General features: G+C 33.4%; 20 protein-coding genes. 10 read left to right on the top strand and 10 right to left on the bottom strand.

From position 1 onward, the window contains the following. Window positions 1–276: 276 nt before the first annotated feature. Window positions 277–1413 (top strand): tRNA(Met) cytidine acetate ligase, encoded by a 1137-nt coding sequence (locus B9O19_RS00445; RefSeq protein ID WP_102364625.1) that lies wholly within the window; start codon window positions 277–279, stop codon window positions 1411–1413. 108 nt (window positions 1414–1521) lie between these two features. On the opposite strand, the gene B9O19_RS00440 is transcribed toward B9O19_RS00445, so the two are convergent. Continuing rightward, window positions 1522–3402 (bottom strand): Ig-like domain-containing protein, encoded by a 1881-nt coding sequence (locus tag B9O19_RS00440; protein WP_102364624.1) that lies wholly within the window; start codon window positions 3400–3402, stop codon window positions 1522–1524. Between the two features lie 74 nt (window positions 3403–3476). Beyond that, a complete protein-coding gene (gene proB, locus B9O19_RS00435) occupies window positions 3477–4259 on the bottom strand; it encodes a glutamate 5-kinase (protein WP_102366569.1) in 783 nt (260 codons plus the stop codon). 136 nt (window positions 4260–4395) lie between these two features. On the opposite strand from proB, the gene dusB reads away from it, so the two are divergent. After that, the gene (gene dusB, locus B9O19_RS00430) at window positions 4396–5361 is read left to right on the top strand and encodes a tRNA dihydrouridine synthase DusB (protein WP_102364623.1); all 966 of its coding nucleotides are present in this window, start codon (window positions 4396–4398) and stop codon (window positions 5359–5361) included. 13 nt (window positions 5362–5374) lie between these two features. Here the strand turns inward: dusB and B9O19_RS00425 are convergent, their stop codons facing one another. From B9O19_RS00425 to B9O19_RS00410, 4 genes are all read right to left on the bottom strand, one after another. Beyond that, the gene (locus B9O19_RS00425) at window positions 5375–5641 is read right to left on the bottom strand and encodes a pro-sigmaK processing inhibitor BofA family protein (protein WP_102364622.1); all 267 of its coding nucleotides are present in this window, start codon (window positions 5639–5641) and stop codon (window positions 5375–5377) included. Window positions 5642–5709: 68 nt separating this feature from the next. Then, on the bottom strand, window positions 5710–7584 hold the full coding sequence (uvrC, locus tag B9O19_RS00420) for an excinuclease ABC subunit UvrC (RefSeq protein ID WP_207655130.1): 1875 nt from the start codon (window positions 7582–7584) through the stop codon (window positions 5710–5712). Window positions 7585–7675: 91 nt separating this feature from the next. Further along, on the bottom strand, window positions 7676–7936 hold the full coding sequence (locus B9O19_RS00415; RefSeq protein WP_102364621.1) for an HPr family phosphocarrier protein: 261 nt from the start codon (window positions 7934–7936) through the stop codon (window positions 7676–7678). Between the two features lie 300 nt (window positions 7937–8236). Continuing rightward, window positions 8237–9214, bottom strand: a complete 978-nt coding sequence (locus B9O19_RS00410; protein WP_102364620.1) for an ATP-grasp domain-containing protein — start codon at window positions 9212–9214, stop codon at window positions 8237–8239. Window positions 9215–9808: 594 nt separating this feature from the next. Here B9O19_RS00410 and metA point away from each other — a divergent pair. The 3 genes from metA to B9O19_RS00395 are packed head-to-tail and all read left to right on the top strand — an operon-like array spanning window position 9809 to window position 11499. Continuing rightward, window positions 9809–10732, top strand: coding sequence for a homoserine O-acetyltransferase MetA (metA, locus tag B9O19_RS00405; protein ID WP_102364619.1), 924 nt, complete (start codon window positions 9809–9811; stop codon window positions 10730–10732). Between the two features lie 40 nt (window positions 10733–10772). Then, a complete protein-coding gene (locus B9O19_RS11945; protein WP_245862967.1) occupies window positions 10773–11132 on the top strand; it encodes a hypothetical protein in 360 nt (119 codons plus the stop codon). Continuing rightward, entirely contained in the window at window positions 11125–11499 is a 375-nt protein-coding gene (locus B9O19_RS00395; protein ID WP_102364618.1) for a DUF2085 domain-containing protein, read from the top strand. Before B9O19_RS11945 ends, B9O19_RS00395 begins: the two co-directional genes overlap by 8 nt. Window positions 11500–11532: 33 nt before the next feature. On the opposite strand, the gene folD is transcribed toward B9O19_RS00395, so the two are convergent. From folD to safA, 3 genes are all read right to left on the bottom strand, one after another. Then, on the bottom strand, window positions 11533–12387 hold the full coding sequence (gene folD, locus B9O19_RS00390; protein ID WP_172620962.1) for a bifunctional methylenetetrahydrofolate dehydrogenase/methenyltetrahydrofolate cyclohydrolase FolD: 855 nt from the start codon (window positions 12385–12387) through the stop codon (window positions 11533–11535). Continuing rightward, window positions 12387–14222 (bottom strand): YgiQ family radical SAM protein, encoded by a 1836-nt coding sequence (locus B9O19_RS00385; RefSeq protein ID WP_102364616.1) that lies wholly within the window; start codon window positions 14220–14222, stop codon window positions 12387–12389. Before B9O19_RS00385 ends, folD begins: the two co-directional genes overlap by 1 nt. A 135-nt stretch (window positions 14223–14357) precedes the next feature. Continuing rightward, a complete protein-coding gene (safA, locus tag B9O19_RS00380; protein WP_102364615.1) occupies window positions 14358–14966 on the bottom strand; it encodes a SafA/ExsA family spore coat assembly protein in 609 nt (202 codons plus the stop codon). Window positions 14967–15230: 264 nt separating this feature from the next. On the opposite strand from safA, the gene B9O19_RS00375 reads away from it, so the two are divergent. The 5 genes from B9O19_RS00375 to B9O19_RS00355 all read left to right on the top strand — a co-directional run bounded on the left by B9O19_RS00375 (window position 15231) and on the right by B9O19_RS00355 (window position 20352). Further along, window positions 15231–16028: an HAD family hydrolase gene (locus tag B9O19_RS00375; RefSeq protein WP_102364614.1), complete on the top strand. Its 798-nt coding sequence runs from the start codon at window positions 15231–15233 to the stop codon at window positions 16026–16028. Window positions 16029–16116: 88 nt separating this feature from the next. After that, window positions 16117–16593 carry a TspO/MBR family protein gene (locus B9O19_RS00370; protein ID WP_102364613.1) on the top strand — a complete coding sequence of 159 codons (477 nt, stop codon included), beginning with the start codon at window positions 16117–16119 and terminating at the stop codon, window positions 16591–16593. A gap of 127 nt (window positions 16594–16720) precedes the next feature. Next, window positions 16721–16990 carry an ACT domain-containing protein gene (locus B9O19_RS00365; protein ID WP_102364612.1) on the top strand — a complete coding sequence of 90 codons (270 nt, stop codon included), beginning with the start codon at window positions 16721–16723 and terminating at the stop codon, window positions 16988–16990. 20 nt (window positions 16991–17010) lie between these two features. Continuing rightward, on the top strand, window positions 17011–18375 hold the full coding sequence (locus tag B9O19_RS00360; RefSeq protein WP_102364611.1) for a PFL family protein: 1365 nt from the start codon (window positions 17011–17013) through the stop codon (window positions 18373–18375). A gap of 621 nt (window positions 18376–18996) precedes the next feature. Beyond that, window positions 18997–20352: a cation:proton antiporter gene (locus B9O19_RS00355; protein WP_102366566.1), complete on the top strand. Its 1356-nt coding sequence runs from the start codon at window positions 18997–18999 to the stop codon at window positions 20350–20352. A gap of 75 nt (window positions 20353–20427) precedes the next feature. Here B9O19_RS00355 and B9O19_RS00350 read toward each other — a convergent pair whose 3' ends face one another. Further along, window positions 20428–21357 (bottom strand): DUF2156 domain-containing protein, encoded by a 930-nt coding sequence (locus tag B9O19_RS00350; protein WP_158648869.1) that lies wholly within the window; start codon window positions 21355–21357, stop codon window positions 20428–20430. Between the last annotated feature and the right edge of the window lie 14 nt (window positions 21358–21371).

The following is a 21371-nucleotide window of genomic DNA, read 5'->3' as shown; positions in this document are numbered from 1 at the left end:
AAAAATTCCAGTTTATATGGTAATTTTTGATACTCAGCTGTTACATTATACACCTATAAAAAGTCGATTTCAAGTATTAAATATAAAAAATTTTGTTATAAACCATAGTTTTTTTAATACTTATAACCAGTTTTTTAAATTATTACATTAAAATTTTAAATAAAACAGCTTTTCTGAAATAAAATAGCCTATATTGACATATAAACATTAGTAAGATATAATTTTATTTAGTTTATATTTTATAAAAATTGCTCTTTTATGTTGGAGGAATAATAATTGAAAGTCTGCGGAATTGTGTGTGAATATAACCCCTTTCATAATGGTCACAAATATCAGATTGACTATATAAAACAAAATTTAGGTTTTGACGCTGTTGTCGGTATAATGAGCGGAAACTATACACAGCGCGGCGATGTGGCTGTGTATGATAAATCTGTCCGAGCCTTGGCGGCTGTTCAATCAGGAATGGATCTAGTGTTAGAACTGCCTGCTGTTCATTCAATGCAGTCGGCTGAAATTTTTGCGTTTAATTCAATTTATATTTTACATTCTTTGGGACTTATTGACAGCATAGCTTTCGGCGCCGAACATTCTGAAATAACAGAAATACAAAAAACTGCTTCATTGCTATACACTGAACCAAAAGAATTTAAAATGATTCTCAAATCAGAACTGCAGTCGGGAAAGCCGTTTTTTTTAGCAAGAAAAAATGCTGTATACAGAATTTTAGGAAACAGCTATGCTAATATTTTAAGTGAACCTAATAATATTCTTGCTATTGAATATATCAAAGCATTATACAAATTAAACAGTAATATTGAACCTATTTTAATAAAGAGATGTGAGTCGGAGCATAATGATACCGTTATTCATGGCGAGATAGCCAGCGCAAGCGCTATAAGAAATATATTAAATATTCATGGTTCAAATATGATTAAAGCGGTTCCTGAAAACTGTATTTCATTATATAAAAATTCGTCACTCCATAGGATTGAAAAGTTAGATACCGCTATAATATCGGATATAATAAAGTCTGATATTATTACGATTCGGAATGCTCCAGACGTCTCTGAGGGATTAGAGAATAAAATTAAAAAATCAGCATTTTCTTCAAAAAACTTTTCTGAATTATGTGATAATATAAAATCAAAACGTTATGCACACAGCAGAATTAGACGAATCATAATGAATATATTTTTGGGAATAACAAAAGAAGACGCTGTAACACCACCTCAATATATTAAAATATTGAATTTTAATAAAAAAGGACAGGAACTCCTTCATAACGCAAAATCTACTTCAAAACTTCCGCTGGCGAAAAACAGAAACGGAATTAATAATATAGAAAAAGCGGTAAAAATCTGGGACCGCGAAATTGTTTTTGACAAACTTTATGAACTGTCACAAATATAAATAATAAAGCTTATTAATAACACTTCGGTTTAAGTAAAATTAATTTAAATCTTATACATTAAAAATAACCCGTTGCCTTAACACAACGAGTTATTTTTTTTATAATTATTAATAGATTACTATATTCCCTGCTTCTTTTACTAATGTATAAGATTTTGATATTTCTGACGCTGCACCGTGAGCAGTTATAGTTAAAGTATGAGTTCCGTCAGAAACAGAATTTTTATTCAAATATGTTTTATAAGGAATTTCTGTTTTCGTATCCAAAAGATTTCCGTCTATATAATACTCTACATAATTCGTATACTGTTCCGGCTGATAGACATATCCGTATATCGGAATATAATCGCTGTTATAAGTTCTTCCGCCGTCCGCTTTAACAAATGTATATTTAGGAGTTTCATTATATGACAGCAGATATGGACCGGTTGTAATAGCTTCTTCTATAATTTGCGTGTAGTTAGGTTTAAATGAAAGGTCAAATCCTATAACTTCTGATTTCATATCTTGATTAAAATATACAATACTTTTTAGCTGCGGGAATCTCATAGCTGCATACCAATACATATTTCTGACCCGCTTTTCTCCCCACAAATCTATGTTTTCATCACTGTAAGAGATTCGAGAGACAACACCGCCCTCGCTTATGGCAAGCGGCTTATTAATATTATTTTCTTTCATAAAATCAGTTATATATTTAAGTGAATTCGTTGTATAGCCAAAATCACCTAAGGTAAAGTATATCTGAGATTCGCGCGTAGTACATACCTCAGAACCATCTTCAACAGCCAGGCTGTTTAAAAAATCTTTCTTTAAAAATGATGACACTCCTATCCAATCTACATATTCATCACCTGGATAAAAATATCCAAACGGTCTGTCCAGGGAACCATTGTCATTCGGCGACCACATAACAGCGAAATTTGGATACTCATGTACCATATCCGCAATCTTTCTAAAAGCTTTTATATATGCTGTAGGAGAATCCCCCAGGTATCCTATATTCATTTCCGCGCCAAAACGTATTATTGTCGGCTTATTATATTTAGCCATATTATCTAATGTTTCTTTAATGTATTCATCGTTCGCACTGTCCAAAACCAAATTAATATCCACAACATTCCAGGGAACCTGGCTTATACAGTTTTTCTCCGGCACAATATAACTGCTGGGCTTATTAAGCTGGGTTTGAAAATCATCAAATTCTAAATATGATGAATACACCCCAAAATCATGATGAAATGTTTCCGGCGAACCGTCTTCGGGATTTCCGTTGCCGTCGCTGACTATACCTGCATATATACCGCTTCTGGGTTCCAGCTTAGCTCCGTAATATGTTGCTTCTTCAGGCTTTCCTTCAGTATATATGTCTATCTCAGTCTGATTTACTTTGCTTTCCATTTGAGCAAGCAGTTCAGCCCAATCATTAACCTTAAACCTAAAACAGTTTATATTAAAAGCGTTGGCAGAAGCGTCATAACCGCCGCACATATTGTAATCAGACCAACCGGTTTGTATATTATATTCATCACTTAAATAAACCAAATCATCAACGCTGACACACGCATATCCATCAAGACAATATGCATATATTTTTATACCATTTATCCGCACATCAAAACTGGACGGCTCAGCTATGTAATTTGAAACAGCTATTGATTGTTTATATGGATATACAGCAATTTCAGATGTTGACCTCAAATTAAGCACATTTTTCTCTGGGTCATAATTTAATTCGAAACCATATCTAGTCATATCATCAATAGAAATTAAGACTTTTTCATCGCAGTAATACCCTTGAATTTCATATCCGTCAAGATAAATTGGCATATATGACAAAGAATACTGCCCATAATACTCATTATCTGCACATACATCATTATATTTATTATCAGAAAACAAATCACTGCTCCAAACCGCTATAACAGCCAGTAACAGCAAAGCAATAATAAGTTTTGGAAAAAACAAACCATATATTTTTTTACGCACAAAAATACCTCCCGATAGATTTTATAGTATTTAGACGTAAAAAAATGGAAAAAGTTCCAATATATTATTTGTAATTATTTTTCTTTGTGTTTAAATAATGTTCCAATATTCTCGCCTTCTAAAACTCTATAGATCTTTTCAGGAACATTTCCATTTAATAAAACCATATCTATACCATTATCATTCACAAACTTAGCAGCCCTTAATTTTGTTTTCATACCGCCTGTTCCTCGGCTGGAACCTTCCGCTCCTGCACACGACATAATCTCCTCAGATATTTCCGATACCACAGGAATAATTTTTGCGTTTTTATCTTTTCTTGGGTCGCTGTCATAAAATCCGTCAATATCTGAAAGAATTATTAAGAGGTCGGCTCTGACAAGTTCGGCTACTGTAGCTGATAACGTATCATTGTCACCAAACTCTATCTCATAAGTAGATATCACATCATTCTCATTTACTATAGGAACAACGCCAAATGAAATCATAGCGTCAAAAGCCCTGCGAGCGCTGTTATATCTAGTTTCCTCATCAAGGATAAACTTTGTTAAAAGAACCTGACCGGTGCTGTATCCGTATTCTTTAAAGATTTTATCATAAATAGAAACCAAACTTGCCTGACCTATAGCAGCCAGGGCTTGTTTCATTCTGACTGAATCAGGCTTCTCTTTCAAACCTACTTTCCCTGCTCCGACGCCAATAGCGCCGCTTGAGACCAATATTACTTCATGACCCATATTTTTAATATTTGAGATAACACGAACCAACTGCTCTATTCTCTCCAGATTTAATTTTCCGCTTTCATGGGTAAGCGTAGAAGTTCCAACCTTTATTACTATTCTTTTTGTTTTCAAAATAATCAACCCTTAAATTTCATTCTTCATAATTGTTAAAATCTAACCCGGGTATTATATCAATAATGTCTCTTTATGTCAATATTTCATATTGGCAAATCACAATATATAGTGTATAATATCCGCAAGGAGAAACGATATGAAAATAGGAACTTTAAATCTTAAAAACAATATAATACTTGCACCAATGGCCGGAGTGACGGACAAAGCGTTTAGGCTCATAACAAAACCGTTCGGTCCTGCTTTGATGTATACGGAAATGGTATCCGGAAAGGGGCTTCTGTATAAAAATAAAAGGACTGAGGTTTTGCTGGAAGTTTTGAATTTTGAAAAACCTACCGCCGCTCAGATTTTTGGGCACGAACCTGAAGTAATGTCAGAAATTGCTGAACGCTCACTTGAATTTGGGGCAGATATGATAGATATTAATATGGGTTGTCCGGCACCTAAGATTGTAAATAACGGTGACGGCAGTGCATTAATGAAAAATCCTGAACTGGCAGGTAAAATTATCAGTGCAGTAAGAAAATCCGTCAATTGTCCTATGTCAGTAAAATTCAGGATGGGCTGGGACGATGACAGTATAAACGCAGTTGAGTTTGCAAAAACAGCAGAAAACAACGGCGCTGACGCAATAACAATACACGGAAGAACCAGAGCACAATTTTATTCTGGCAAAGCGAATCTTGAAATAATAAAAAAAGTAAAAGAAGCTGTAAAAATACCGGTAATAGGCAACGGAGATGTACATGACGGCAAATCCGCAAAATATATGCTTGATTATACCGGATGCGACGGTATAATGATAGGGAGAGCAGCTCAGGGAAACCCTTGGTTGTTTAGTTCTGTGCTTCATTATCTGAAAACCGGTGATGAACTTGCTCCGCCTACACTTGAGGAACGTTCTGACATTGCCGAAAAACATCTCCGGCTTTTAGTGAAATTTAAAGGCGAATACCGCGGCGTTCTTGAGGGAAGAAAACATATGGCATGGTATTTTAAAGGTTTGTGCGGCGGAGCAAAACTGAGAAATCTTATCAATCAATGCGATACTCTTGAACAAATGCTGGACTTAATAAGTTATGAAAATCTACGTGACTTTTAACGCAATACCGCTGCTATGCAAAACATGACAACACGCATAGCAAAACAAGTCCCGGAACCCCTAATACACCTATTGTAACCGCATTAAACGGATTTAGAGCCAAAGTAAAACCGGATTTTTGAAATATTAAATTAAACAGCAGAAGTATTCCAATACCAATAATACAGCTAATCATCAGCCTAAAAATCCAAATCAGCGGTTTTTTGAATAACTTAATACACATAAAAAACAAAAAAAGGCCAAATATGTAAACGATAATACTTCTTAAGTCAAAAGACATATAAATCAACTCCTCACTGATTTATATGCTTGTTCGGTTTACAAAATTACTTAGCCTTTTATTTATTTTTAATTTTCAGGATGAAAATATTTATATACATTCCTTGCTGTTTGAGGGTCTATAACAGCGGATAACTCTCCGACTGTAGCATTCTTAATTTTTTTAATAGATGAAAAACTTAATAGAAGCTTATTTCTCTTTGCCGGACCAACTCCTTTTATATCATCAAGTTCACTGTGAACGCTGGCTTTTTCATGTTTTTTTCTAAAGGCAGTAATCGCAAACCTATGTACTTCCTCCTGAAGACCCGTAAGAAACTTAAATAACTCGCTGTCTTTATCAATATAAAATTCTTGATTTTCATCAGTTAGCGCTCTGGTTCTGTGTTTATCATCCTTAACCATACCATATACTGGAATTTCTTCTCCCATGGTTTCAAACAGTTCTTTTATTACGTGGACATGCCCTTTGCCGCCGTCTAATAAAATCAAATTAGGAAGCGGCAGAAATTTTGCTTTATCATCTTGCAGAGTTCCTGATTTTATTGCGTCCTCTTCCTCATATGCTTTAGATATCCTGCGAAATATAACCTCTCTTGTACTTTCGTAATCATTTGCTCCCTCCACTGTTTTTATGTTAAACTTTCTATATGAAGATTTATGAGGACGCGCATTATTATACACAACACAAACACCTACGCTTTGAGAACCTGAAATATTAGAAATATCATAACTTTCAATTCTAAAAGGTGTGATTTTAAGCTTAAGCAATTCCATTAGTCCTTTTAATACAGCATTTTGATTTGTTTGCTCCCTGTCCCTTTTAAATTTATGAACTTTTAAAGATTCCTCAGCATTTTTATTAACCATTGTAATAGTATGCGCTTTATCCCCGCGTTTTGGCATATGAACCCGTATTTTATGTCCGCTCTTTTCAGATAGCCATTTCTCTATTTCTTCAGAATCTTCTATCTCTACGGGAATCAAAATTTCTTTAGGTATATTTGTTGCCGTAAAATAAAATTGTTTTATAAATCCCGAAATAAGTTCTTCCAATGTATCGTCACTATTTTCAAAAACATAGTGCTCGGAACCAAGCATTTTTCCGCCTCGCATATAAAAAATCTGAACACAGCAGTCGTTATTCTCTCTGTATACGCCAATAATATCTCGGTTATCCTCATTTGTAGATATTATCTTCTGCTTTTCATCAAGTGCTCTTAGATTATTAATTCTGTCCCTATAACCTGCCGCCTTTTCGTATTCTAAATTATCTGAAGCTTTGTACATTTTCTCAGTCAATGCTTTTTCTAACATTGAATAGTTGCCGCTTAAAACATCTGAAATTTTATTAAACATTTCAGAATATTCTTCCTGAGAAATTTTTCCTGCACACGGAGCGCTGCACTGACCAATCTGATAATAAAGACATGGCCTGTCTTTTCCTATATCCCTGGGCAGAACCCTATTGCAAGTTCTTATTTTAAAAATTCTTTTAATCGTGTCAAGAGTTTCTTTTGTATTGGCGGCGCTCATATATGGACCGAAATACTTTGAACCGTCTTTTACAAGTCTTCTTGTAACAAATATTTTTGGATAATCTTCTTTTACAGTTATTTTAATATACGGATATTGTTTATCATCTTTTAAGAGTATGTTATATTTCGGCATATACTTTTTTATTAAGTTACATTCAAGTATAAGCGCCTCAACCTCACTGTCAGTTAATATATAGTCAAAATCATTGACCTGATTCACCATTTTAACAGTTTTGACAGTATGGCTTTTCGAATTTATAAAATATGAGCTGACCCTGCTTTTAAGAACCTTGCTTTTTCCGACATAAATTATTTTTCCGTCCTTATCCTTCATTAAATACACGCCAGGTGACATTGGAAGAGTTTTTAATTTTTCTTTTATTCTACACATAATATCTTCTTTCATTAATATCACCCCACATTTTATTTTATGTATCAAAAAAGAGTAAACTGTGAAAACAGTTCACTCAAATTTTAGTATATTTTAACCAAACGGTTTATGCAAAATTATAAGAAATCAAATCAACCAAGTTATTAACAGCGTCTTCCTCATCCGGACCATCAGCAATTATGGTGATCGTAAGACCTTTAGTAATACCGAGCGAAAGAACACCCAGCAGACTTTTTGCGTTAACCTTTCTATCTTCACTCTCAACCCAAATACTGGACTTAAATTCATTGGCCTTCTGTATAAAGAAAGTTGCCGGTCTCGCATGGAGTCCAACCTGATTCTGAACTACTACCTCTTTCATGTACATAATACCGCTCCTTTTAATGCAAAAAATTAACTGAGACTTTACAGTTGTCATTACTATAATACAAGAGTTTTCAAGATAAGTCAAGTAGAAATTTTGAAATTATACTAGTTTTTATTTGAAATTTAATGATTTTATCCAATCTTGTATAACTGCATAAATTCATATTTTTAAGTTAAAAGTAATTTGTTCAATTTAACAATTTAATATTTTCTTTGATAATTATATTATTTTACGATTTACCCAAATTATTTACAAAATGTATAAAAACACTTTATTATATGTATAAAATTAAAACATTAATTATAACTGCCATTTTGTTTGTATTAACTCATTTAGTAAATCATAAAACGACCAGCCAACAGCCGAGGCGGCAATCATTGTAAGACTATCCTGGTCTAATCTGTGAGGTCTAACCGCTCCGGTCATATTAGGTTTCAAATTAAAATCAAACATCTCATATTCTCCATGGATGTTCTCCCTGCAGTCAATTCTTACTAAAGCTTTTAAATCCATTGAAATAACAGCTTTTGAACAGGCTTCAGAAATTTTGTTTAAACTTTCATTATTTTTTAAAATGGCCCGGCTATTTTTAGAAACCGCAACAACGCCATTATATGGAGCTATACCATTGCAATGGTTAAATCTTTCAACAACCGGCAAACATGTGCCATTTGGTAAAACAGAAATAGTAATTTCTTTTCCATCTAAAAACGGCTCAACAATCATTTCATCCCCATAGAATCCACTATCAATCAGGTTTTTTAAAGCACTGTAAAGTTCTTCAGCTGAACAGCATCTCATAACTCCCTGGCTTCCTCTGCCGCGAACGGGTTTTATCACACAAGGAAAATCTCCGTTATATTTACTCTCTTTATTAAGCAAAACACCCTTTACTACCGGAAATCCCAAATTTCGCAAATAATTATTTGTATAGTACTTATCATCATATTTTGACACATCTGACGGACGCTGACCTATAATATTAATACCGCTAAAACTTTCAATCGGATGATTGTTATACAAAACTGTATTTAACCATATTGTGTCTGCGCCCAAAGAAATTGCATGCTGTATTCCTTCCTTAGTATCCGGAAAAACCCAATCAAAATCCTTTAGCATATCAGGATGTTTAACAGGCGTCACAACATCAATATTGTTTTTTTGAAGACAATAGCAAATATCCGCTCCGCTGTCGCTGTATCCGCCTTCCTTCATCGGTTTTTTTATTCCTTTGATAACAGGCGGACTATTCTTTTGATATAAAACAGCAATTTTCATATTTTAATCCTCCTTAAAATTTAATATTTAAAAAGTCTAATAATAACATATTTTATCATAAATGTATTTTAAAATCAAACTAGAAAATTATCATGTTTCACCTTGTTTAATATATAATTAAAACCGTATCATATTATTTAGCTGTTCTTTATTTTAAATAACAAACACCTATCTGTAGAAATTTAATAGTAATTATCTATTTTATTACATAAAAAGTAACTGTTATTAAAAATTTTACATAATACATATTTAGCAAATAGTTATTTAGATTTAACAATAAAAAATACGCCATGACAATATTATCATAATTATATTTATATAAATATAAAGACTTGAAATATACATTAAAAACAAACTGAAAATATTTCAATATAAAATCTATATTTTACTCTTTAGTTTTTTATATTAAATCTAATATTTTATATATTTTGTTAGAATAATAAATCTGTATTATAAAATAAAGTGAATAATATTTTAAATCTGCTTATTATAAAATCATTCTGCTTATTTATAAAATTATTAATATAAAATTGCTTTACTAGTATAAATTTATGTGTTATAATCGAAAATACAAAATAAATGGTGGTGAGAAATATGCCGATAAAAGTTACAGATACTCTTCCGGCAACCGGAACTCTTAACAGTGAGAATATATTCGTAATGACAGAGACTAGAGCTCTTAAGCAAGAAATAAGACCTCTTGAAATAGTAATATTAAACCTGATGCCTAAAAAAATAGAAACTGAAACTCAACTTCTCAGAGTTCTTGGAAATACGCCGCTTCAGATTAACATTAGTTTTATGCACACAAAAAGCTATGAATCAAAAAATACACCAAAAAGTCATATTGAAACATTTTATGATACGTTTGATAAATTTAAAGACAAAAAATTTGACGGTTTGATAATTACAGGCGCACCTGTGGAGCAGATGGATTTCGAAGAAGTAGATTATTGGGATGAGCTTTGCGAAATCATGGAATGGTCAAAGAAAAATGTTACATCAACTTTTCATATTTGCTGGGGCGCTCAAGCCGGCCTTTATTACCATTATGGGATACCAAAATATGAAATGAAGGATAAACTTTTTGGCATTTTTGAACACTATGTGCTTCCTGAAAAAAAGCATAAGATACTTCTAAGAGGATTTGACGATAAGTTTTATGCTCCTCATTCCAGACATACAGAAACCAGAGAATCTGATATTGTTAAGGTTCCAGAGCTAGAAATTTTATCAAAATCTGACGAAGCCGGCGTTTACATAGTATCAGCTAAAAGCGGACGTCAATTTTTCGTTACCGGACACTCTGAGTATGATAATATTACATTAGCAAATGAATATTTTAGGGATAAAGCCAAAGGTATTGATATTAATTTGCCAAAAAATTATTTTCCAGATAATGATCCATTAAAAGAACCTCTTATGATGTGGCGTTCTCACGCAAACTTATTATATTCAAATTGGCTGAATTATTTTGTATACCAAACAACACCATATAATTTAGATGAGATTCAATAACATTTAGTAAAGCCTTGATGTAGATTTAGGAGTGAAATTTATGTATTGCAAAAAATGCGGAACGGATATGGGCAACTCAACTTTCTGCCCACATTGCGGACAACCTGCCAGCGTGCCTGAATATGATGCAGAAGTTGTAGGAGGTCCTAAAAATGCTTCAAATAATGAACAAGCAAATGGTTATTCAGGCATAAAGTGTCCTCATTGCGGAAGTAATAATTGTCAGCCAATGACAGAAACTAAAGTTTCCGGCGGAGGGTACGACCCCGGAAGCGGATGCTGCGGATATATTTTGTTTGGTCCTTTGGGTCTTTTATGCGGAGCTTGTAACAGCGGAACTACGTCAACTAACCGCACCTATTGGATTTGCAGAAATTGCGGAAGACGTTTTAATGGATAAAAAATTTGATTCAAATAAGCTTTGGTTAAAACTCATGAATTTTGGAAGGCTGACAAAATGTCATCAAATACCTGAAAGAAGTTTTTTTATCAATGGATTTCAGTTTCCTGTATGTTCTAGATGTACCGGCGTATTCTTTGGTTGGATTGCCGCTATTTGTTTAATATTTTTTTATAAACCAAATATATTTATTGTAATATTATTTTGTTTGGCAATGTTTTTAGATTGGTTTTTACAATCTAAAAACATAATAAAATGTAACAATATCAGAAGATTTATTACAGGTACATTGGGAGGATATGCTCTTATGAGCTTATACCTTAAAATAATTATTTATATAATTCAATTTTTAATTTCAAAATTTTAACAGGGAAGACAAAAAGTCTTCCCTGTTTCATTTTTATTTTTCTAATTTCTTTTTTGAAGCTGTAACAGTATTTCTCATAAGCATAGCTATTGTCATAGGTCCAACTCCTCCGGGAACCGGAGTAATTGCTCCTGCAACAGGCTCAACCTCATTAAAATCAACATCGCCGCACAACTTTCCATTTTCGTCTCTATCCATTCCGACATCAATGACTACCGCACCGGGTTTTACCATATCGGCTTTTACAAATTTAGGAATACCTACAGCTGCCACAAGAATGTCAGCACTTTTTGTAACTTCAGCTAAATTTTTTGTATGAGAATGGCATGTTGTAACAGTACCGTTTTCATGTAAAAGCAGCATTGACATTGGCTTTCCGACTATGTTGCTTCTTCCTATAACAACACATGTCTTTCCGTCAACTTCAACTCCGCTTTCATGTATTAATTCCATAATTCCGGCAGGAGTACAAGGCAAAAAGTCGTAATCTCCAATCATTATTTTACCAACATTACTTGGATGAAAAGCATCAACATCTTTTTCAGGTTTAATATTATCAATTATAACCTTATCATCAAGATGTTTTGGCAATGGAAGCTGAACTAATATTCCATCAATTTTATCATTTTCATTTAATTCATTTATAAGTTTTAAAAGTTCTTCTTCCGATGTATTTTCAGACAACCTATGAACTTCTGAATAAATTCCTACCTCTTCACAAGCTTTTTCCTTATTTCTGACATAAACTTTTGAAGCAGAATCATCCCCAACAAGAACAACAGCAAGTCCTGTTTGTTTTCCACGCTGTGATAGTTCTTCCACCTCTTTTTTAAGTTCATCTTTTACACGGGCAGAAACAATTTTACCGCTCAATATCTTTGCCATTATTATCCTCTCCTCTTTGTATCAGGTTTATATATTTTTTTATTTCCTAACGGTTTAATTAAACATTTGGAATCAAATCCAATTAAATCTTCCCTGCCTGCCTTTTTTAAGGCTTTCAGAACCAAATTATAATTTTTAGGGTTTCTATATTGGAGAAGTGCTCTTTGCATTTGCTTCTCTTCATATGTTTTTGGAACATAAACTTCTGTCATAGTCCTAGGGTCGATACCGGTATAATACATACAAGTAGATATACTTCCGGGCGTTGGATAAAAATCCTGCACCTGTTCTGGATTATGTCCTGTATCTCTAAGATATTCCGCTAACTTAACTGCGTCTTTTAAAGTGCTGCCTGGATGCGATGACATTAAATAAGGTACCAAAAATTGTTCTTTACCTAACTCTTCGTTTATTTTTTTATACTTAGCGGAAAATTTTTCAAAAACTTCATGCTTAGGTTTACCCATATATTTCAAAACATTATCTGAAATGTGTTCAGGAGCAACCTTTAATTGTCCGCTTATATGATATTTTGATAATTCATATAAAAAACTACCATTTTTATCTGCCATTAAGTAATCAAATCTTATACCGCTGCGAATAAAAACTTTTTTAATCTTAGGTAACTTTCTAAGCTTTCTAAGCAGCTCAATATAATCAGAATGGTCAACAACTAGATTTTTACAAGGCTGCGGGAAAAGACACTGTTTATTTTTACACACACCTCTCTGAAGTTGTTCCTCGCATGAAGGGAATCTAAAATTTGCAGTCGGTCCTCCGACATCGTGAATATAACCTTTAAAATTCTTTAATTCTGTTAACAGTTCAGCCTCGTTTATTATTGACTTATGGCTTCGTGCAGTTACAGTTCTTCCTTGATGAAATGTTAAAGCGCAAAAATTGCAGCCTCCAAAACACCCGCGGCATGAAGTAATAGAAAACTCTACTTCATTAATCGCAGGAACTCCGCCCTGTTTTTTATATATCGGATGATAAGTGCGCATATATGGCAAAGCATAGACATCGTCAAGTTCTTCAGTGGATAAAGGAGCAGCAGGCGGATTTTGCACAATATATCTGTCATTGTCGAGTTGAACCAAAGGTTTTCCTCTGACAGCGTCCTGTTCTTCATATTGAATTTTTGTCGCTATAGCATAAGATTTTTTATCATTTGAAACCATATCAAATCCCGGAAGCGAAATTGCATCATACGGAAGATTATTTTTATCATTCTCTATATACATGGTTCCCAAAATTCCTTTGATTTCACTCACAGGAACTTCAGTGTCAAGAAGTTCGGCCACTTCAACTATTTGCCTTTCACCCATACCAAATATAAGCAGGTCAGCTCCACTGTCAATTAAAATACTTCTTCTTACTTTATTGCTCCAATAATCATAATGTGCAAATCGTCTCAAACTTGCTTCTATTCCGCCTATAATAATCGGAACACTGCCAAAGGCTTCTCTTATTTTATTACAATATACTATTGTAGCCCTATCAGGTCTCATTCCGCCTTTTCCGCCCGGAGAATATAAATCTGTATTTCTGACCTTTTTCGAAACAGTATATCTGTTTACCATGGGATCAATATTTCCGGACATAACAATAAAGCCCAATCTGGGCTTTCCCAGTATTTTGAAATCATCACAGCTTTTCCATGACGGCTGTGAAATTATTCCTACAGTATATCCATTATGTTCAAGTACACGAGAAATTATTGCATGTCCAAAACTCGGATGGTCAACATATGCGTCACCGATTACATATACAAAATCCAGCCGCTTAATTCCTCTTAAATCTAAATCTTTTTTAGAAATAGGCAAAAATTTATTCATGTTATGATTATAGCATTATATAATATATTATGTCAAATAAATTATTATAATCTAAATTTTCAAACAAATTAAAAGCCCTCGGTTGAGAGCTTTTACACATGTTTTAAAATTTCTTTCTGAGATTTCTAAAATATCCTACTTTTGTATAAACATCTGAGTCCAATAGTTTCCATTTGCTACATAGCCTACGCCAATATCAGTATAATTAGCGTTAAGCATATTTGCTCGGTGACCTGCCGAATTCCACCAGCTGTTTACAACCTGTGCCGGTGTACGCTGACCATAAGCAATATTTTCTCCGGCTGAACGGTATTTGATTCCAAAATTCTTTATCATATTAAAAGGTGAACCATACGTAGGACTGGTATGAGAAAAATATTTGTTATTTGCCATATCTTGAGATTTATAACGAGCGACTCTTGATAATTCCCAATTAGCATTCAAAGGTTTTAATCCTCGTGATGCCCTTTTTTCATTTGTTAAATCTATTACCTGCTGCTCGAAAGAAGTTATAGACTCATCCATCAATGGTATATTTAAAACCTGATTCGGATAAATTAAAGCAGGATTAGATACTTGAGGATTAGCTGAGATTATCTCACTTAATCCGACCTGATATTTTACTGCTATTTTCCACATACTTTCGCCTTTAACAACCGTATGCTGTATTGTCTTTGCTTCTGCTGTGATGCAAAACAAAGAAATTATAAATATTAATGTCAATGATTTTTTTAGTGTTTTCATAATAATCCTCCATACTTATTTTTTCATATTTGTAAAAAAGAATACGAAGAAAAATATTACTTAAATTATATAAAATCGAACTATATAAAAATTTTTATACAATATAAATACATAATAGGCGCAAATTTTCTTAATAGATTTATTACCTATTATATAAAAAATGTATTGCAAAGATTTAAAGTTTGAGGTAGAATATTTAAAGATTAAGTAAATCTATTTCAGTCTGCTGAATCATGACTAAACAAGATATAAGGAGATATATTTATGAAGAATTACAGGGGAGCAGTATTTTTTGACTTCGACGGTACCCTTGTTGACGAAGGTGAAAAAATCTTTATTCCTACTAAATCTACTAAAGATTCTATTCAAAAACTGCAGGAAAACAATTTCATGGTTGGTCTTGCAACCGGCAGAGCACGCTGTTATGTACCTGAAACAGGAATTGACTTTGATTGTTATATTACATCAAATGGAGCTTGTGCCACTGTAAACGGAGAATACATTATAAATGATAAACTCACAACAAATGAATTAACTGAATTAATAAGTTATTTTGATGAAAATAATTATGGTTATATTACAGAAAATCATGACGCCTGCTATTACAGCAAAAATAATTATGAAAGTTTTATGGAAATGATGAATCATTTTAATATTAGCATGAACTGTTTCTTCCCAATGCCGGAAGATATAAATATAGTTCAGGCAAATAAAATGATGTTTACGTATAACGGTGACAAGTTATTCAGCAAACTAATTGAAAATTTTGGAGATAAATATAATATAACCAAACACCGTTCCAATCCTTCCGGCGACCTGGTTAAACAAAACATTTCAAAGGCTTCGGGTATAAATCAAATAATGAAGCACTTTAAACTTGACTTAAATGATACATATGCCTTTGGAGACGGTGATAATGACTATGATATGCTGAAAACTGTTGGATACGGTATTGCAATGGGAAAACACACAAAGCAACTTGAAAATATAGCAAGTTTTGTAACAGAAACCGTGTTGAATGAAGGAATAACTGTTGGATTAAAAAATTATGGTCTAATATAAGACGTATTTTTTGTTCACTAGCTTTATCGGTTGAATACAATTATAACAATAAACATACAATATACTAAAAAATATATGAGGTGGTTGTATGTTTAAAACATTAAATTTGAAAAAACTCATTTTGTCATTTTTGATACCATTTGGAGTTGCCTTTTTATCAGAAATATTGACAAAAAACGCTATGGAAGAATATGCAAATCTCGCGTCGCCTCCGCTTTCACCGCCAGGTGTGGTTTTTCCTATAGTATGGGCGGTTTTATATTTTCTTATGAGTTTATCACTGTATGGAATTGCTAACTCAACGGCTCCGCAGCCTAAGAAATCATTATGCTATTTAATTTTTGGCTTACAGCTGTTTTTTAACTTTGCTTGGACAATTTTATTTTTTGTATTCGGACTGCACACGTTTTCAGCTGTATGGCTTACAATATTAATTGCTCTGATTATTTTAAACATTTTAGCATTTTATAGAATATCCAAAGCGTCTGCTTATATGCTGATACCATATTTATTATGGTGCATTTTTGCATTGTATCTTAATATAGGTATAGCAATTTTAAATTGATGTAATATTGTACTGTACTTTTTTAAAATTTAATGATAATATATTTATTAGAGTAATGGTTTAAAATCTTTAGACCATTACTCTAAACATAAGATAAATTATAATTATATACTTAAGGAGAAAAATTATGAAAGCAGTATTAACAGTTATGGGAATAGACAAGACGGGTATAATTGCGAAAACCAGCAGTCTGCTCTATGAAAACGATATTAATATTCTCGATATTAACCAAACAATAATGCAAAATATTTTCACCATGGTAATGCTCGTCGATGTAAGCTCAACCAAATTAGATTTCGGCGAACTGTCTGATAAACTTGCCGGCCTGGGAAAAGAACTTGGAGTTGAAATTAGAATTCAACATGAAGACATATTTAATTCAATGCACAGAATTTAAACCACCGAAAGGAAATACATATGATAAACTTAAATACAAATGAGATTACCGAAACCATAAAAATGATTAGGGATGAACATCTAGATATTAGAACTATAACTATGGGAATATCATTACTAGATTGTGCAGACGAGAATCCTGACAAAGCATGTCAAAAAATCTACGATAAAATCACTAGATGTGCAAAAGATTTAGTCGAAACCGGAAATATTATCAGCAGGAGATATGGTATCCCTATTATACATAAACGTATATCAGTTACACCAATATCATTGGTTGCTGCAGCAAGCAAAACTGATAACTATGTTCAGTTTGCAAAAACATTGGACAAGGCTGCAAAAGAACTCGGAGTTAATTTTATCGGCGGATATTCCGCTCTTGTATATAAGGGATATACCGAATCGGATAAAAAATTGATAAAATCAATTCCAGAAGCTCTTTCAACCACTGAATATGTATGTTCTTCTGTCGGAGTTGCAACAACTAAAGCCGGTATTAATATGGATGCAGTCAAAGAGATGGGAGAAATAATCAAACAGATGTCTGACATGTCAAAAGATGATGACTCTTTGGGCTGTGCAAAATTTGTTGTTTTCGCCAATCCTGTTGAGGATAATCCTTTTATGGCTGGAGCGTTTCATGGCGTAGGTGAGGGCGATACTGTTATAAACGTAGGCGTAAGCGGTCCCGGAGTAGTAAAAAAAGCACTTGAGCAAGTCAAAGGTGAAGAATTTGGCACTGTATCTGAAACTATAAAAAAGACTGCTTTCAAAATAACGAGAATGGGTCAGCTTGTAGCTCGCGAAGCTTCAAAGATGCTTAACTCTTCTTATGGAATAGTTGACCTATCACTTGCTCCAACACCTGAGGTTGGCGATAGCGTAGCTTATATTCTTGAAGAAATGGGGCTTGAAAAGTGCGGATGCCACGGCACTACCGCTGCTCTTGCACTATTAAATGACGCGGTCAAAAAAGGCGGAGTTATGGCGTCAAGCTATGTTGGCGGACTTAGCGGTGCGTTTATTCCGGTTAGTGAAGACGCAGGTATGATATCCGCAGCTGAATGCGGTGCTCTAACTTTAGATAAGCTGGAAGCTATGACATGTGTTTGTTCGGTAGGTCTGGATATGATAGCAATACCAGGAGATACGCCGGCGTCAACAATTTCCGCGATTATTGCAGATGAAATGGCAATAGGAGTTATTAACCAAAAAACCACAGCTGTCAGAATAATACCTGCTGCCGGTAAAACTGTTGGAGATTCTCTTGAATTTGGAGGACTGCTCGGTGAAGCTCCGGTTATGCCTGTTCATAACTACAGCAGTGAAGTATTTATTAACCGCGGCGGACGTATTCCTGCACCGATACATAGTCTTAAAAACTAATTTATGACATAAAATTAGTTTCATTTTTCAAAGCTATTTGACAGAGCTATTTGTCATATAACTTTGAGGTTGTTGACAATATAAAATAATTTTGGTAAAAACAACGGCTTTGACCGCTTGCGGAGCAATGAGGATGAGTTATACATAATATTTTAACATATTATTTACACCATATAATGTGTAGTTGCCGTGATCTGTAACAATAATATCTCTCTTGTTTTACACATATAATTTCATCATAAATATACGAAAAAGACCAGCGTTTGCTGGTCTTTTCAATATGATGTATTTATGATTATGCAGATTTTTGATTATGTTGTACAATATAATTATTACCTATAAATAATAAAATCATTAATTAACAAGTTTTATAATTGATATACTATAACAAATCTTTATACTATTATACATTATATTCCAAGATATTTTCAAAACAGAAATAATAGCAAAAAAAAACACATTAACGATAAAATATAGGTAGACAAAAACTAAAAAAAGTAGTATCATAGTTCTTGGTGCATTATTGCTTAAATCAATTTGTGTTCTGCATCAATATATTTTTATAAAATAAAAGCTATAATGTTATTTTGGGGTTAATATGAATTTATAAGGATGGTAGGGATTATGGAATATGGATATTTGATTGATTTAGCGCTTATATTGTTAAGCACTAAATTATTAGGTTTGCTCACAAGAAAAATACAAATGCCTCAGGTTGTCGGTGCTTTGCTGGCAGGTTTAATTTTAGGACCGGCTTGCCTTGGATGGCTTCACAGCACGGATTTTATAACTTCTATATCTGAACTTGGCGTCATAGTTCTAATGTTCAGCGCAGGTCTCGAAACCGATATAAAAGAATTGAAAAAATGCGGTGTAGCCTCTACGGTTATAGCACTGATGGGTGTTATTCTCCCTTTGATTGGCGGTTGGGTTGTAGCTTACTTTTTTAACAAATCAGGTGACCCGAATACGCTGCTGCAAAACATTTTTATTGGCGTTATTTTAACTGCAACATCGGTAAGTATCACAGTTGAAACGCTCAAAGAATTAGGCAAGCTTTCTACCCATTCAGGTAATGCTATTTTAGGAGCGGCACTTATTGATGACGTTTTAGGTATTATAGCGCTCACAATAATAACCAGCTGTGCTGATCCGACTATAAGTCTACCGATTGTACTTATTAAAATTTTAGCTTTCTTTGCATTCTGTGGTATTGTCGCTTATCTGTTTTTTAAATTTGTTAGGCCTTGGATGAATGGTTATAAAAAAGATTTACGCCGTTTCAGCGTTTTGAGTTTTGTATTTTGTCTTCTTATGGCATATTGCTCTGAAGCATTTTTTGGTGTTTCAGATATAACTGGAGCTTTCGTTGCCGGGCTTATATTATCAGGAACTAAAAGGACTTCATATATAATTTCCAGATTCGATACGGTGTCTTTTATGTTGCTCTCTCCTGTATTTTTTGCCAGCGTCGGATTAAAAGTTACCATTAACTCAATGGGACCGGCTATAATCGCTTTCACATTTTTCTTATTAATTGTTTCTATACTTTCAAAAGTAGTCGGGTGCGGCGTTGGTGCTAAAATGTGCGGATATACTAATCTACAGTCTACAAAGATAGGAATTGGAATGATCTCACGTGGTGAAGTTGCTCTGATTGTCGCCAGCAAGGGTGCAGCTCTTGGTTTAATGGTTCAGGAGTTCTTTGCTCCCGTTGTAATTGTCGTGGTGGTCACTACGATAATCACACCAGTATTGCTCAAACTTGTTTATAAATACCAAGCAGCTCACTATGAAGACCCAGTCTACAACACAACTCTTGTAGACCGTATGCAGGAAAAACATCAGATCGAAATGGTTACCCAAAAGGTCGCTGATATACATGAAGATATAAAACTTGAAAAGAATAAAGAAGAGCAGCTCAAAAAATATAACGAGAAGTATGGGCTTAATGTTGACAAAGATAAATTTTATTGATTTATTAAGATTTTCTTATATAAACAAAATTAAGACAGGGATATATGCTATCCCTGTCTTTTGTATAATAATTACTTATTTGAAGAAAGCTGTATATTTTTTTAACATATATTCAGGTCTATACCTGGTTTTTGAACGTCTTAAACCTATAAGACCTATATCTTCCTCCATATTAGTCAATTCAGCTCTTTCATAATAGGTCTTAACATGCTCCTGCAATACTACCTTATAAATCTGCTGATAACTTATATCACCTTTCTGTGCTATAATATCAAAAGCCCCTCCGGGCAAAATTGTCCCGTATCCATAGCCTCTGATTGATTTACCAACAAATATTATAATTCCTTCAAGGTCTAACTCATTAAAATTTTCAAGCGCGTTGCATATAGAAACATTTTCTTTTATTAAAGAATCAGAATCCATATTTCTCTCTATGTTTTCTTTAAGCCATTTGCTTTGATACTTTAATAATTGTTTTATATTACTTTCGCTGATTCTTTCAATCCTGGTTTCCTCTCCATAGAGATTCCAAAAACGATTTACTGCCCTACGCTGTTTTGAAAGGTCTGATGAAGAAAAATCAACAAGTTTTTCACTTTTATAAATATACTCTGCCCAATCTTCCTGCTCCTCTATACAAAACTCAAACTTATCTAATTTTTCAAGTTCATCTTTCGTATCATCGGTCACAGCAAAAAAATAAGGTCTATGCCCTTCTTTCCTCGATATCTCAATAATTAAATTTATGGCAGACTCAAGATTTCCGGTTCCTATCGGTATCGGAACAAAATATGCAATTTGATTATTTTCACCGCCAAAATTTCTATTCTTCTGACGAATAAATAAAACATTATCCTGAACGCATATTTCAGTATTATATTTTTCACGAAGACAAAACAAGTTTGCGAATGTCATTTGACATGAATTCGAATTCGTTTTATTTAAAAAATTATTAACTATTTCTTTATCTGAAAGTTCAATCCTTTTAAATTCTAAACTTGGCATTAAATCACCTTTCA

This window comes from Monoglobus pectinilyticus, from assembly GCF_002874775.1.
GTDB classification, from domain to species: domain Bacteria; phylum Bacillota; class Clostridia; order Monoglobales; family Monoglobaceae; genus Monoglobus; species Monoglobus pectinilyticus.
This window is presented reverse-complemented; position numbering and strand designations above follow the sequence as displayed.

Excerpts from the sequence above, each read along its gene's own strand:
- dusB (WP_102364623.1), top strand. The coding sequence starts at position 4,396 with ATGAAAATAGGAACTTTAAATCTTAAAAACAATATAATACTTGCACCA.
- B9O19_RS00425 (WP_102364622.1), bottom strand. The coding sequence starts at position 5,641 with ATGTCTTTTGACTTAAGAAGTATTATCGTTTACATATTTGGCCTTTTT.
- uvrC (WP_207655130.1), bottom strand. The coding sequence starts at position 7,584 with ATGAAAGAAGATATTATGTGTAGAATAAAAGAAAAATTAAAAACTCTT.
- B9O19_RS00415 (WP_102364621.1), bottom strand. The coding sequence starts at position 7,936 with ATGTACATGAAAGAGGTAGTAGTTCAGAATCAGGTTGGACTCCATGCG.
- B9O19_RS00410 (WP_102364620.1), bottom strand. The coding sequence starts at position 9,214 with ATGAAAATTGCTGTTTTATATCAAAAGAATAGTCCGCCTGTTATCAAA.
- metA (WP_102364619.1), top strand. The coding sequence starts at position 9,809 with ATGCCGATAAAAGTTACAGATACTCTTCCGGCAACCGGAACTCTTAAC.
- B9O19_RS11945 (WP_245862967.1), top strand. The coding sequence starts at position 10,773 with ATGTATTGCAAAAAATGCGGAACGGATATGGGCAACTCAACTTTCTGC.
- B9O19_RS00395 (WP_102364618.1), top strand. The coding sequence starts at position 11,125 with ATGGATAAAAAATTTGATTCAAATAAGCTTTGGTTAAAACTCATGAAT.
- B9O19_RS00385 (WP_102364616.1), bottom strand. The coding sequence starts at position 14,222 with ATGAATAAATTTTTGCCTATTTCTAAAAAAGATTTAGATTTAAGAGGA.
- safA (WP_102364615.1), bottom strand. The coding sequence starts at position 14,966 with ATGAAAACACTAAAAAAATCATTGACATTAATATTTATAATTTCTTTG.
- B9O19_RS00375 (WP_102364614.1), top strand. The coding sequence starts at position 15,231 with ATGAAGAATTACAGGGGAGCAGTATTTTTTGACTTCGACGGTACCCTT.
- B9O19_RS00370 (WP_102364613.1), top strand. The coding sequence starts at position 16,117 with ATGTTTAAAACATTAAATTTGAAAAAACTCATTTTGTCATTTTTGATA.
- B9O19_RS00365 (WP_102364612.1), top strand. The coding sequence starts at position 16,721 with ATGAAAGCAGTATTAACAGTTATGGGAATAGACAAGACGGGTATAATT.
- B9O19_RS00360 (WP_102364611.1), top strand. The coding sequence starts at position 17,011 with ATGATAAACTTAAATACAAATGAGATTACCGAAACCATAAAAATGATT.
- B9O19_RS00350 (WP_158648869.1), bottom strand. The coding sequence starts at position 21,357 with ATGCCAAGTTTAGAATTTAAAAGGATTGAACTTTCAGATAAAGAAATA.